The 14,648-nt window shown below is 41.4% G+C and carries 13 protein-coding genes; 11 read left to right on the forward strand and 2 right to left on the reverse strand.

The window, feature by feature from the left end; translation table 11 throughout:
* Window positions 1-93: 93 nt before the first annotated feature.
* Window positions 94-3,168, forward strand: coding sequence for a gliding motility-associated C-terminal domain-containing protein (locus tag Q0K96_RS02160; protein WP_297332367.1), 3,075 nt, complete (start codon window positions 94-96; stop codon window positions 3,166-3,168).
* Between the two features lies 1 nt (window position 3,169).
* Here the strand turns inward: Q0K96_RS02160 and Q0K96_RS02165 are convergent, their stop codons facing one another.
* Together Q0K96_RS02165 and Q0K96_RS02170 are read right to left on the reverse strand one after the other, a co-directional pair.
* On the reverse strand, window positions 3,170-3,769 hold the full coding sequence (locus tag Q0K96_RS02165; RefSeq protein ID WP_297332368.1) for a trimeric intracellular cation channel family protein: 600 nt from the start codon (window positions 3,767-3,769) through the stop codon (window positions 3,170-3,172).
* Window positions 3,769-4,512 carry an RDD family protein gene (locus Q0K96_RS02170; RefSeq protein WP_297332369.1) on the reverse strand — a complete coding sequence of 248 codons (744 nt, stop codon included), beginning with the start codon at window positions 4,510-4,512 and terminating at the stop codon, window positions 3,769-3,771. The genes Q0K96_RS02165 and Q0K96_RS02170 overlap by 1 nt, the downstream gene beginning before the upstream one ends.
* Before the next feature lie 21 nt (window positions 4,513-4,533).
* On the opposite strand from Q0K96_RS02170, the gene Q0K96_RS02175 reads away from it, so the two are divergent.
* The 10 genes from Q0K96_RS02175 (at window position 4,534) to Q0K96_RS02220 (ending at window position 14,572) form a co-directional block, all read left to right on the forward strand.
* Entirely contained in the window at window positions 4,534-5,511 is a 978-nt protein-coding gene (locus Q0K96_RS02175) for a stage II sporulation protein M (protein ID WP_297332370.1), read from the forward strand.
* A complete protein-coding gene (locus Q0K96_RS02180) occupies window positions 5,495-6,433 on the forward strand; it encodes a hypothetical protein (protein WP_297332371.1) in 939 nt (312 codons plus the stop codon). Before Q0K96_RS02175 ends, Q0K96_RS02180 begins: the two co-directional genes overlap by 17 nt.
* Window positions 6,426-7,184 carry a DUF4129 domain-containing protein gene (locus Q0K96_RS02185; protein WP_297332372.1) on the forward strand — a complete coding sequence of 253 codons (759 nt, stop codon included), beginning with the start codon at window positions 6,426-6,428 and terminating at the stop codon, window positions 7,182-7,184. The genes Q0K96_RS02180 and Q0K96_RS02185 overlap by 8 nt, the downstream gene beginning before the upstream one ends.
* Before the next feature lie 2 nt (window positions 7,185-7,186).
* A complete protein-coding gene (locus tag Q0K96_RS02190; protein WP_297332373.1) occupies window positions 7,187-8,374 on the forward strand; it encodes a DUF4350 domain-containing protein in 1,188 nt (395 codons plus the stop codon).
* The gene (locus Q0K96_RS02195) at window positions 8,371-9,447 is read left to right on the forward strand and encodes a MoxR family ATPase (protein WP_297332374.1); all 1,077 of its coding nucleotides are present in this window, start codon (window positions 8,371-8,373) and stop codon (window positions 9,445-9,447) included. The genes Q0K96_RS02190 and Q0K96_RS02195 overlap by 4 nt, the downstream gene beginning before the upstream one ends.
* Window positions 9,447-10,778 carry a DUF58 domain-containing protein gene (locus tag Q0K96_RS02200; protein WP_297332375.1) on the forward strand — a complete coding sequence of 444 codons (1,332 nt, stop codon included), beginning with the start codon at window positions 9,447-9,449 and terminating at the stop codon, window positions 10,776-10,778. The genes Q0K96_RS02195 and Q0K96_RS02200 overlap by 1 nt, the downstream gene beginning before the upstream one ends.
* Before the next feature lie 6 nt (window positions 10,779-10,784).
* Complete coding sequence (locus Q0K96_RS02205) at window positions 10,785-11,582, forward strand: RNA methyltransferase (protein WP_297332376.1); 798 nt, start codon at window positions 10,785-10,787, stop codon at window positions 11,580-11,582.
* Between the two features lie 3 nt (window positions 11,583-11,585).
* Entirely contained in the window at window positions 11,586-13,661 is a 2,076-nt protein-coding gene (locus Q0K96_RS02210; RefSeq protein WP_297332377.1) for a M48 family metallopeptidase, read from the forward strand.
* A 38-nt stretch (window positions 13,662-13,699) separates the two neighbouring features.
* Window positions 13,700-14,221, forward strand: coding sequence for a hypothetical protein (locus tag Q0K96_RS02215; RefSeq protein ID WP_297332378.1), 522 nt, complete (start codon window positions 13,700-13,702; stop codon window positions 14,219-14,221).
* A 78-nt stretch (window positions 14,222-14,299) separates the two neighbouring features.
* Entirely contained in the window at window positions 14,300-14,572 is a 273-nt protein-coding gene (locus Q0K96_RS02220) for a metalloregulator ArsR/SmtB family transcription factor (RefSeq protein WP_297332379.1), read from the forward strand.
* Window positions 14,573-14,648 lie beyond the last annotated feature (76 nt).

The following is a 14,648-nucleotide window of genomic DNA, read 5'->3' on the forward strand; positions in this document are numbered from 1 at the left end:
AATAACTCAACCTGATTGCTTTATGTTGTTTTAGCTTAAAAAATTTGGTTTTAGTAAATAATTGCTAATTTTAAGCAAAAATCGCTAACCAACGTGAAAATAAGACTATTATACACTATACTATTACTGCTTTCAGGGTACTTCGCTAATGCGCAGGATATATCATTATACCAGCAATTTAACGGACGGTACGACTTTACATTTGTAGGCAACACGCTTAACCCGGCCGAAAACAACCCAACGGCTACATGCACTATAAATACATCATCATCGGAAGATTTAAACCTTAATCCCGATGATGAAGTTATTGCTGCTTACCTGTACTGGGCAGGCTCGGGTTTGGGCGATTTTGATATAAAGCTTAACGGCACTGATATAACTGCTGAACGCGATTTTCCGCTAATGGCGCTGAATACCGACGGGCAGACACGGGCTTATTTCAGCGCCTTTGCAGATGTTACCGATTTAGTACAGGCAACCGGAAACGGAACCTATACAGTTTCAGAATTAGATCTTACTGCAGTAGTTGCAGAGCAGCTTTATTGCGGCATTAAAACCAACTTTGGCGGCTGGGCCATTATAGTATTTTACTACAACCCAAACCTGCCGCTTAACCAGCTTAACCTTTACGATGGGCTTCAATATGTACCGACAGCAATTAATATAACACTGCCAAGCCTTAATGTTATTGATAATGTTGGGGCCAAGATTGGTTTCCTTGCTTGGGAAGGCGACTCTTCATTAGCTGTAACCGAAACCCTAAGTATCAATGGTAACCCGCTTAGTAATGCGCTTAATCCTGTAAATAATGCTTTTAACGGCACAAATAGTGTTACCGGGTCAAACACGCTGTATAACATGGACCTGGACATTTATGATATACAAAACAATATAAACATTGGCGATGAAACTGCCGATATAACCCTGCAATCCGGTCAGGATTTTGTAATGATAAATGCAATTGTTACCAAATTAAACAGCCAGTTACCCGATGCCACCATAACCATAGATAATGCAACAACAAGCTGTAATGCAGGTTTTTTTGAAGTAAGCTATACTGTATATAACACTAATAGTACTGATGTTCTACCGGCAGGTACCCCCATAACATTCTATGCTGACGGGCAACAGGCAGGCTCAGCCGTAACAGTGGGGGCACTGCCCATAGGAGGCAGTGAAAGTGGTACGGCAATAATTACCGTGCCGGCAGGCACACCACAGGATTTCGAGTTATTGGCTGTAGTAGATGACCAGGGCAACGGGCAGGGCGGTGTAGTAACTGAAACCGACGAAGAAAATAACTTGTTTATACTGGAAGTGTCACAAATACTTTCACCACCGCTACCGGCGGTAATACCAAATGTTATAGGCTGTGATGATGGCTCAGGTTTAGCTGTTTTTGATTTTTCGGGTTATGAAGAGTCGCTTAAAACAGAACCGGAAGATGTAGTTACATTCTATAATTCTGAAGCTGATGCAGGCGTACCACAAAATCCTATTACAAATACCTCAGCATTCCAGTCCACAACTAACCCACAGGAAATATTTGTAAGGGTTATAAATGAGGAAGGCTGTGTTTCTATTGGTTCTTTCCTTTTAGTAACAGACGATTGCCTTTATCCCGATGGGACTATTGTAATCAATAACTTAGACCAAAGCTGCGATTCGCGTACCATAACCCTATCCTATACCGTAAATAATTTTGACAGCCAGGATATACTGCCTGCCGGAACTCCTATCGCTATTTATAATAACGGTATATTAATAGCAACTGCCGCTACTTTGGCAGATATGCCAATTGGCGGTTCAGAGAGTGGTACGGTTACAGTAACCATACCGGGCAGCAATTTAAACCTGAATATTACAATTGTTGTTGACGATACAGGAAACGGGCAGGGCATAGAAACGGAAACCGACGAAACCAATAATACCGCAACATTATCCGGTACGCTATTCGTGAGTCCTGTTATAACAGAAGTACTGCCTAACCTGACCGAGTGTGAAACGGATAATGGAACTAACATAGGTATATTCGATTTTTCAGGTTACATAGCGCTGCTTCAAAATAACCCCTCAGATATGGTTACATTCCATACTACACAAAATGATGCCAACACGGGAGATAATGATATTGCAGACCCTTCCGCTTATATTTCTGACGGCAATAATCCGCAAACCATTTACGTTAGGCTGGAAAATGAAAGCGGTTGCTACGACACCACCAGTTTTACTCTTACTGCCATTGACTGCCTTTTCCCTGACGCTACCATAACCATAGCGGATATTATTTTGCAGTGCGACAGCCGCATTGTAACAGTAGAATTTACGGTAAATAACTTCAATAGTTTTGATATACTTCCCGGCGGGCTGCCAATATCAATTTATATAAACGGTACTTTTTTAGAATATGCCGAAACAATACTTGATATTCCTATTGGGGGCAGCGAGAGCAGCACTATCAGCCTTGTGATACCTGATGACATCCCACTCAATTTTGATTTGCTCTTTGTTGCAGATGATATTGGTGACGGTACAGGTATGGTGGTTGAAACGAATGAAATGAATAATACCGATTCGTCACTTGTATTGCTTCCGCTTTCACCAAGCCTGCAACAGCCGGAAAGTTTAGTATCCTGCAACATAGGCTTCGGGCTGGGAATATTCGACTTTTCCGCTTATGAAGAAACGCTTAAAACCCAACCGGGCGATACTGTTTATTTTTATGCCTCAGAAGCTGATGCCAACCAGGACAGCAACCGTATTTTAAATACTTCGGCTTATAATAGTACCGCTAACCCCCAGGAAATTTTTGTAAGGGTAGATAACCAGACCTGCTACAGCTTAACCTCATTCATGCTCAGTACTAAAAAGTGCCCTCCTACCACTTACAACTATGTTACCCCTAACGGAGACGGCTATAATGATGCATTTTTTGTAGAAGGATTGCGTAATATCTTCCTCAACTTTAAAATGAGTATCTACAACCGTTGGGGCAGCCTGGTATGGACGGGTAACCACAGTACCGCCGACTGGGATGGTATTGCAAGCGTAGATAAAGTAGGGCCTGAAGGAAACACAGTGCCTGTTGGCACCTACTATTTTGTTTTAGAATTGAACGACCCAGAGTACCCTGAACCGATTGTAGGGTGGGTTTATGTAACAAAATAAATCATCTGCTTAACGGTGGTAAGGCCCATTTATAATAAACTGCCATTAGCCTTACGGCAATTATAATACCCGAAGTAAGCAGGTACACAAGTGTTTGCGGCACGTTGAGCCATAACAGTAAAAAGAAAAGCATACCGCCCAGCAGGCAAATGGTTGCATAAATCTCTTTTCGGAAAATAACGGGTATTTCGTTACATAGTATATCGCGTATTACACCGCCAAAGCAGGCCGTCATGGTACCAAGCGCAATGCATATAACCGGGTGCAGGGCTGCCTCCAGTCCTTTTTCGAGGCCTATCAGCGTAAAAACACCAAGACCGATAGTATCAAACAAAAATAAAGAAGTACGAAGCCTGTCCAGCTTTCTGCGGAACAGCAAAGCAATAAAAAAACCTGCAATAATAACATATACATACGTCAGGTCGCGCATCCACCCTACGGGTGTACGCCCAATCAGGACATCGCGTAGTGTACCCCCACCCACTGCTGTTACAAAGGCAATGACGAAAACGCCAAACGGATCCATTTTTTTATTAATAGCCGTTAGCACGCCCGATATGGCAAACGCCATAGTACCCAAAACATCCAGCAGGTGGAACATTACATTTTTTGTGTATAGTAGTTATAATCGTTCAGCACGGTTTCTATAAAAGCAGTAGCGTTAGCAGAAACCGATTTTATACCTGTAACCTTTTCAATCTTGTCCTGCAGTTTTTCTATCATGGCCCAGTCGGTTGTTTTCAGGCTGGTTTCATAGGTTTCCTTAATAATCCGCATATCATTATCACTCAGCTTTATAACCATCGGGTAAACCGGAATATAGCGGTCGTCAAGCTCACGCAGTATGGTATGGTTAATGTTAATATTATTTTTAAGGCTTATTACGGCTGTACCGGCTGCCATATCGCCCAGGCGCTGCGATTTTTTATTAACCATCATGGCTATAACAGCAACAAAAGACAATGGGAACGTAACCTCTACCAACCTGAAAATCCAACGGATCAGGTAGTCGCCAAACCCGGCCTGGTAACCGTCTATCTTTATCACTTTAATTTTCATGATGCGCTTGCCAAGCGTTTGCCCTTCCATAAGGCTTTCCAGCACAAGGGTATAAAACATTACAGGCAGGTAAAAAATAAGTGAAATAGCTCTGGCCGACCATGTATCCATTTCATTTAAAAGATCATTAAGTCCCGTAACCCTGAAAAGTACTCCGTATATTATAACACAGTAGGCTATCCAGATAACCAGATCGAGCAGGTAGGCAAGAATGCGTTCTCCTACGGTTGCCGCATTAAAATTTATATTAACATTTTGTGTGGTGGTTATTGATAGTTCTGACATATTTTATATTTTAGCCTTTGTATGAGAGAAGCTGCGTTTATAAAACAAAATAAAGAAAAATGGCTTGAATTTGAGCAGGCTATTTTCGGTAAAACTAAAAAAAAACCGGATGAGCTTGCCAGCCTCTACATCCATCTGGTAAACGACCTATCATACGCACAGACCTATTACCCTAAAAGCAAGACAGTTACCTATCTTAATCATCTTGCTTCTGTCATATACCAGAAAATCTATAAAACCAAACGTGAAGAGACCAACAGGCTGGTGCATTTCTTTAAAACCGAAGCCCCGCTTATTGTGTACCGCAACAGGCGCTATGTACTTTATGCGTTTATTCTTTTCTTTTTGTTTACGGCCATAGGGGCAGTATCTGCCGCTAACGATGGCTCTTTCGTAAGGCTTATCATGGGTGATTATTACGTAAACATGACACTCGAAAACATTAAAGAAGGAAACCCGGTTGCCGTATATAAAAGCGGCAGCAACTGGGGCAGCGCCATAGGTATAACACTAAATAACCTAAAGGTTGGGCTGTTGTCTTTTGCGGCAGGTATTTTTGCAGGATTTGGTACGGGCTATATATTGCTGCAAAACTGCATTATGCTGGGTTCATTCCAGTATTTCTTTTATGAGCAGGATGTGTTTTGGGAAAGTGTTCGCGGTATTTGGATACACGGCGCAATGGAAATATTTGCCATAGTGATAGAAGCGGCGGCAGGTTTTGTATTAGGGGCATCTATATTATTTCCTAAAACCTACTCACGCACTGCCTCATTAAAAACCGGATTTAAAGACGGTGTAAAAATAGTACTGAGCACAATGCCCTTTACATTTGCCGCCGGCATGCTGGAAGGCTTTGTTACGCGCTACTCGCTGGATATGCCACGGGCACTTAATATATTTATAATATTGTTTACACTCTCGGTTATATCCTGGTATTTCCTGATATATCCTTTCCGGGTAAATAAAAAAATGAAAGCTAATGTTCCAGCTATTTAAAAAGAGGAATTTTAATAGTATTTTTAATGACACCTTTAGTTTTTTCAGGGTTACAGGTAAAAACTACTTTAGCAATTACATAAAAATTGCCGGCGGCTTTTTGCTGGTGCTTATCGTGCTTGTTTACCTGGGTGCCAAGGTATTTTTTGAAGGGCTCTTTACAAGGTTTACCAACCCGCAGCAGGATCAGTTACTGGAAAGCTATTTTTACGACAATACTGGCTTTTTTATAGCTGCAGCTATTTTTTGCGGTATCCTTATCTTGGTATTAAGCGCTATAAACTATGCCTTCCCGGTGGTTTACCTGCGTATTATGGAAACAAAACCCTCTCCCACAACAGGTGAGCTTGTTAGCGGCATTAAAAAAAGTTTTGGTAAGGTCATTATCTTCTCACTGCTTTCACTAATTACATTTTTACCTATAGCAGCTATACTGGGTGTTATTTGCGTGTTACTGATAATGATACTTATAGGCATACCTGTTGCATTGTTTGTTTTTGCTTTTATGAGTTGCTGGGTGTTGCAGTCGTTCTATGACTATCTTAACAATAACAACGGCTTTTTTACCGCCATGAGAAATGGCTATAATAATGTGTTTTCTAACTTTTGGGCACACACAGGCTCTACCGCAATATTTATTATAATTCTTTATGTGGTACAAACCATAACATCGCTCATCCCATATATAATTGGTGGTTTTCTTACCCTTACAGAAGTACAGGGGCCGGAAGACCAGACTGATGCACTGTCAACTTTAGGTGTGCTGATGCTGGTTTCCTTTCTTATATCGTCGGTGGTGGGTTACCTGCTTACCAATGTGCTTTTAATAAACCAGGGAATGATATATTACAGCAGCAGGGAAAATATAGAGAATAACTCGCTGCACTCTGACATTGACCTAATAGGAACAGACATTGAATAAATATTTTATATATATACTGCTGCTATTTGCAGCTACCGCATATCCTTCGCCACAATTACAGGTTGCCGACTCTGTTGCAACCTATACTGCAGTAGCAGCCGATAGTGCTGCTGTGGCTTCACCTCCCGCTTTTACCCCGCGAAGCTTTAATGATGATTTTAAAGATACCTATAGCGATGGCGAGTTTAGGTATGAAACCAAAACAAGGGCTAAATCGGCATGGGATCGCTTTTGGGAAGCAGTTGGCAAATTTTTACGCGATCTTTTCGGAGCCGGTGAAGAAGGTGCCAATTCAGGTATTATGTCGTACCTCGGTTATTTACTTGCAGGGGGTATAGTGCTTTTTGCGGTATATATGATTGTAAAAGCCGTTCTTAACAAAGAAAGCGGATGGATATTTGGTAGGTCAGCTAAGAATATAGCCACACATGACCTTACTGAAGAAGATATCCGACAGATGGATTTCCCTTCACTGATAGAAGAAACACGCCAGTCTGCCAACTACCGCCTTGCCATACGCTATTATTACCTGTGGCTGCTTAAAAAAATGTCGGTAAAAGAAATAATAAACTGGCACTGGGATAAGACCAACTCTGAGTATGCCTATGAAATTAAAGACAGCAGCCTGAGAAAGGAGTTTGAGTACCTTTCCTACCTATATGATTACAGTTGGTATGGAGAATTCCCTATAGATGAAACTGCATTTATTAAAGCGGAGAAAGCGTTCCGTAAAACTATAAATACAATATAAAGATGAACAGGAAAGTCAGTATTTATGTTGTATTAATTGTAGTCGTGCTCGCGATAATAATAATTATTGATGCAACCCGCCCAAAACCTGTTGACTGGTCACAAACTTATGACCCAAATGATAAAATACCTTTCGGCCTGTTTGTGTTTGATAAAGAGTTGCCTGCCCTTTTTGACGGGCATGATGTAAATAAATTCAATATTACGCCATACGAGTATTTTGATGGGCAGTATGATTATGAAACAAAAGAATATACTGCACACGGCTCTTTTATAGCTATTTCTGCCCTTAACAATCTGGATGCAGAATCGGCAATGGAACTAATCTATTTTGCAGAACATGGCAACACGGTTTTTCTGAGCATGCATGAGTTCCCGCAAAAAATTTTAGATACGCTGAAAGTTGAAACACAATCTGTTTATTATTTAACAGATTCAATTTCAACTTACATTAACACGGCAAAGGCTGGCAAATATTATTTAAAAGAAGGAGCATCGCCTGTTTATTTTAAATCAATAGACACTGCCGCTACAACTGTTTTAGGCTATCAGGAAATCATTGATCAGAAACAGGTTAACTATATAAGCGTGCCGTTTGGCGATGGTAATTTTTTACTGCACACACAGCCTGCCGCTTTCAGTAATTTCCACCTGCTGAAAGACGACCATTATAAATATGCACAGGATATATTGTCTTATATGCCGGAGGCAGATGTGTACTGGAACACCGGCAGTAACTTAAACGAACGTATATCGGGTTCGCCACTGCGTTACATATTAAACCAGCCTGCGCTGCATGCGGCTTTCTGGGTTGCCTTCTGGAGCCTTATTATCTTTATGTTCTTTAACGCCAAAAGAAAGCAACGCATAGTGCCCGAAACAGAGCCGCTTAAAAACACCACGATAGATTTTACAAAAACAATAGGTAACCTGTACTACCAGGAAAAAGACCACCGCAACATTATAGATAAAAAAATTATCTATTTTCTTGAGAAGATACGCAATGAATACCTTATAGATACTTATTCGCTTGATGATGCATTTGCTGAAAAGCTGCACCTTAAGTCGGGCAAACCATTAGAGGACATTGAGAAAATTATTAATTTAATAAAGAAACACCGCCGGCAGTTTGCAAGTACTGAGGCTGATGTAATAGAAATTAACAAAGCAATTGAAAAACTGAGGTTATGACAGAATTTGAAAATAACAATCCTGAAACAAACGGATATAACGACCCGATACCACAACAGCCTGAAAACACCGGAGGTGAAGCTGTTACAGGCAATGACGAAAATATTAACTTTGAGTCGCGCCTCGACCTTGCCGAACTGCAGCAGGGCATAGAAGCTATAAGGCAGGAAATAAGCACTGTTATTGTGGGTCAGCAAAAAATGATAGACAGGCTGCTTGTTGCCATACTGGCAAACGGGCATGTATTGCTTGAGGGTGTTCCCGGCGTGGCAAAAACCATAACGGCAAAACTCCTTGCAAAGACATTGTCGCTGGATTTTAGCAGGATACAGTTTACGCCCGATTTAATGCCTTCGGATATCCTGGGTACATCGGTATTTGACCTTTCCAAGTCAACATTTGATTTTAAAAAAGGCCCTATTTTCTCCAATTTTGTACTGATTGACGAGATTAACCGTGCGCCTGCAAAAACCCAGGCTGCACTGTTTGAAGTAATGGAAGAAAGGCAGATAACCGTAGAGGGTACCTGCTACGAGATGGAAGCCCCTTTCCTTACCATTGCCACGCAAAACCCAATTGAGCAGGAAGGTACTTACAGGCTGCCGGAAGCACAGTTAGACCGTTTCCTTTTTAAAATTACCATTGAGTATCCTAACCTTGAGGAGGAAATATCCATACTGCAACGCGAAAATGCATTGCAGGAACGCAGCAAGCTCGAAAATATTAAGCCCATACTGAACAGCGAACAGATAGTTAAGTACCAGGCACTGGTTAAGCACATTGTCGTAGAGCCGCAGCTGATACAGTATATCGCCCGCATAGTAACCAATACGCGTGAAAATGCATTCCTGTACCTGGGTGCTTCTCCGCGTGCTTCTATTGCTATACTAAACGCGGCAAAAGGCTATGCGGCATTAAGGGGCAGGGACTTTGTAACCCCAGAAGATATTAAAGAAGCAGCAGTGCCTGTATTGCAGCACCGTGTTGTGGTAGCACCGGAACGTGAAATGGAGGGCCTTACCAGCCAGGAAATTATAAAGCAGATAATTGATACTGTAGAAATACCGCGCTAATGAAGTTTTTCAGGAGCTTATACCTAACCAATTTCTTTTTCTATGTGCTTTGCGGCATTATAGCGGGATTTATTATTGCTTATTTTTTCCCTGCTTTCTATAATGCATTATGGCTGCTGCTATACATACTGGCTGCCTTTACGCTTATAGACATACTGCTGCTTTTTGCAGGTAATGAGCGCTTTAAGGCACAGCGTACGGCACCCGAAAAATTTTCTAACGGAGACCAAAACCCTGTACAGGTAAAGGCCGAAAGCAGCTACGGCTTTCCGGTAAACCTGAAGGTTATAGATGAGGTACCCGTACAGTTCCAGATGCGTAATTTCAGTATTAAAAGGCACCTGAAAGCAGGAGCAACAGACACTTTTGAATACAGCCTGCGCCCTGTTGAAAGGGGCGAATATTATTTCGGTAAGCTAAACATTTATGTTTCTTCGCCATTGCACCTTGTGTCGCGCAGGTACGCGTTTGGTGAGGGGCAAATGGTGCCTACCTATCCTTCTTATATCCAGTTACGAAAGTATGACCTGATGGCTTTTTCGAACAGGCTTTTTCAGTATGGCCTCAAAAAAATCAGGCGTATTGGGCATACCATGGAGTTTGAGCAGATAAAAGAATATGTTTCGGGAGATGACATCCGCACTATAAACTGGAAGGCCACAGCTAAGAAAAATGAGCTGATGGTAAACCAGTTTCAGGATGAGCGCTCGCAGAATGTGTATATGGTTATAGATAAAGGGCGTGTAATGAAAATGCCTTTTGAAGGGCTGAGCCTTTTAGATTATGCGATAAACGCTACGCTTGTGCTGAGTAATGTAATTTTAAAAAAACAGGATAAAGCCGGTATGCTTGCTTTTAGCAAGCGTGTAGAAAACAGGGTGGCAGCCGAGAGGCGTACTTCTCAGATGCAGCGCATACTGGAAAGCCTGTATAACATTAAAACCGATTTCTTTGAAAGTGATTACAGCAGGCTTTATGCTGATATTAAAAAGAATATAACCCAGCGCAGCCTGATCTTGCTCTATACCAACTTCGAAACGCTGGATGGTTTAAACAGGCAACTGCCCTATCTTAAAGGCATTGCTAAAAACCACCTGCTTGTGGTGGTGTTTTTCGAAAATACAGAGCTTGATGCTTTTATCCATAAAAAAGCTGATTCTATAAAAGAAGTTTATGACCAGGTGATTGCCGAAAAATTTGCGTTTGAGAAAAGGCTTATTGTAAATGAGCTCCGCAAATATGGTATTTACTCAGTGCTAACAAAACCCGAGAACCTGACTATAGAGAGTATTAATAAGTATCTTGAAATTAAGGCGCGCGGAATTTTATAGATTGCCATGAAACAGATAAGCAGCATACAGAACCCATTTATAAAATCGTTGGTGCAACTGCAGGAAAAAGCAAAAGCACGCAGGCAAAGCGGCACTTTTTTAATAGAAGGCCGGCGTGAGGTAATGCTGGCACGCAAGGGCGGCTATACTATACAAACCTTGCTTTTTGTACCGGAACTGCTAACAGAAAATCAGGTACGGGAACTGGCAGGTACACAGGCAGAACTGATAGGAATAACAAAAGAAGTTTACCAAAAACTGGCTTACCGCGACAGTACCGAAGGCCTTATGGCAGTAGCGGCTTTAAAAGATCATTCGCTTGAAAAGCTTGTATTGGGAGAGAACCCCTTACTACTGGTAACTGAAGCGCCTGAAAAACCCGGTAATATAGGTGCCTTACTCCGCACTGCTGATGCCGCAGGGCTTGATGCTGTTATTATAGCCAACCCAAAAAGCGACCTGTACAGTCCTAATATTATACGTTCGGGTGTGGGTTGCCTTTTTACCAATACCGTTGCTACAGGCACTACACAAGAGGTTGTAGCTTATCTTAATAAGAAAGGCATCAGCATTTACAGCGCTACGCTTCAAAATTCCGTAAGCTACCACACGCAGGATTACACACAGCCCACCGCACTTGTGGTTGGCACCGAAGATGCAGGATTAACACAGCAATGGCGCGATGCCGCAAAGCAAAATATCATTATACCCATGCATGGCGAAATCGACTCGATGAACGTTTCGGTGGCGGCTGCAATACTTATTTTCGAAGCAAAAAGACAAAGAGGATTTAATTTACCATAAACAATGAACCAGGTTACCGTCTCTAAAGATTTTAAACAGAAAGCTACAAAGGCTATTTTATCTGTTATACTTTTTGTTATATCCTATATTATACTTATTGCAATGGCAGTGGCATTAACCGTTGCTTGCGCTTATGCCGGCTTTTATATTATTGTAAGTGGGCGCCACGGTATCACTCTTATGCTTGGTATCGGTGTTATGAGCCTTGGTTTGCTGGTACTCTTTTTCCTGCTTAAGTTCGTAGTATCTTCCTCTAAAGAAAGCAGGGATGACCTTACTGAAATAACCCGCGAGCAGGAACCTAAAATCTTTGCACTGATAGAAGATATTGTTATGCAGACAGGAACGCAGTTTCCTAAACATGTTTACCTTACACCCAATGTAAATGCGGCTGTATTTTACAGTTCAGGGTTTTGGAGCATGTTCCTGCCCGTACGCAAAAACCTGATGATAGGCATAGGGCTAATGAATACCACTACTGTAGATGAGTTTAAAGGCATCCTTGCACATGAATTCGGGCACTTTTCTCAGCGCAGCATGAAGGTGGGCAGCTATGTGCACAATGTAAACCGCATTATCCACAACATGCTTTTTGAAAATACCGGGTACAGCAAAGCAATAAGCCGTTGGGCAAGCTTTAGTGGGTTCTTTGCAATTTTTGTGGCAATTGGTGTTACAGTAGTAACAGGCATACAGTGGGTACTTAAGCAGGTTTATCAAGTGTTAAATATAAATTACTTAGCCCTTTCGCGCGAAATGGAATTTCATGCCGATGAAGTTGCGGCAAACGTTGCAGGCTCTCAGGCGCTTGCAACATCATTATTGCGTGCAGGCCTTTCGGACAGTGCATACAACAGCGTGCTCAACTTTTACGGAGAAAAAATTCGCGATAACCAAAAGCCTGTCAACATCTATCCGCAACAGCACATAGTGATTGAAAGGGTAATACACAACCTGCAACTGCCTGTAAGGCACGGTTTGCCCCATATAGCAGTATCTGATATTAAGAAACTCAATAAATCTAAGCTGGAGTTTGACGACCAGTGGTCGTCACACCCGAGTGATGCCGACAGGGTGGCACGCCTTGACAGCCTTAATATTGTAAAGCCTGACACGGATAATGCTAATGCGCTGACTTTGTTTACGGATAAGGAAGCCACACAACGGATGGTTACCGAAAAGCTCTTCTCTAATGTTTATTACCCCGGCAACACAACCACCCATATCGAAGAGCATTTCAGGAGTGAATATAATGAGGGCATAGCCAAATATACTTTCAACAAAAAGTATAACGGCTTTTATGATGAGCTTAATCTGGGCATTGTGGCTTTAGAGTCGCTTGCAGGAGAAGAGCATGTAACAGAAGAAGAGCTGTTTGGTGAGAACAGTATAAGCAGTGTTAATGAATGCATAGGCCTTGAAGGTGATATTGCCATACTAAACCAGATAGCTGCCGGTGGTACACCGGTAAAAACGTATGACTATGACGGTAACCGCTACAAGGCAAAAGACACCAGGACGTTGCTTGAAACCCTAAATATAAAGCTTACTGATTACAGGAATAACATTACCGCCAACGAAACAAAAATATTTGGCTATTACTACCATCTTGCTGTAAAGCATGGAAAACAGGACGAGTATAAGAATAAATATGAGGCTTACCTGAAAACAATGCAGGATTCGGATACATTAGCAAAAACACTTGTGCCACTGCACGATGCCACTGCATTTTTAAATTCAAGTAATGAGGCAGATACCATACCCGCAAAAATGCAGAAGCTTTACAACTCCGAAAAACCATTTAAAGAAGCCGTAAAGCAAATAGCTGAAAAACCTTTTTATGAGCATGTAAACGTAAACAGCAAAGATGCTTTTGAAAAATACCTTTCGCAGGAATGGGTGTATTTTGAATATGATATGTTTAACGAGGCCGCTTTAACTATCTTTTTTAATACCCTGAACAATTTTAGTGTGGCACTTTCTAACATGCAGTTTGCCGCTAAGAAAGATTTTCTCGACTATCAGGCCGCGCTATCGCCTGCTGTAGCAATGCAAACCGATAAAGCTGATGCAGTTTAAGATAAATTATTTAATTTAGGCTGAACAAAAAAATCCCCATGAAGCTACTAACCGTATTTATATTGCTTTTTACACTCTGTGCAACAGCACAGAAAAACGAGTATATGTCATGGGAAGATTTAAGTATAAACCAAAAGATACCGCTTACCATATCTAAAAAGGATTTCGATAAAAAATACAGTGGTGATTATGAAGTTACTGACCCTATGCCCGGTGAAAGCTGCTCTACCGGAAATAGTGTTACAGTAGCAGACTATAAAGGGGCGCGGTATGAAATAGTAAACGATACGCTTCAATTCCGGAGTATCGATTTCAGCCGCAGGCGCAATATGTACATCCAGTTTAAAAATGACTGGTTCGACCACACCACAACTTTTAAATATTTTAAAAAGGTGTATCCCATAGCAGCAGGTATGGCAGAAGAGTATGTAGATGAAAACGGCGAAGCCGGGCAGATCATTACTTTTTTCCCGAAAGATGAAAATGCGCTTTACGAATGGCGGCTGTATTTTAAAGAAGGTAAGCTCGAAACTTTTGAGTGCTTTTTATATTGCTTTTAGTATCCTCTGAACATAAACCAAATGTTAAGTTATTTTTAGCTGTGGTTATTTATTGATAAATTTGCATTTTTCAATACTATGACGGCAAAAGAATTTGAGCGCATATCTAAAGCCCTGGGCGACCCCCACCGGCTAAAGATCTTACAGGAGATAAAGAAGAACAAGTGCATGGCGTGTGCCTGCATAAGAGAAATGATAGACCTTGCTCAGCCATCTGTTTCGCACCACCTTAAGCAGCTTATAGATGCAGGTCTTGTTATACCCGAAAAAGAAGGCAGGGAAATGCGCTATTCTATTGACGATAAAGTTTTTACTGACTATATAAACTACCTTTCAGCTTTCGCGCAGTAAAAAACATATCGAAATATTTCAATGTATTTATTTTTTTCGTAATATTGTACCAGCAATCTGAGATATATAAATCTCA

The organism is Flavobacterium sp. (genome assembly GCF_024305175.1).
GTDB lineage: Bacteria > Bacteroidota > Bacteroidia > Flavobacteriales > Flavobacteriaceae > Flavobacterium.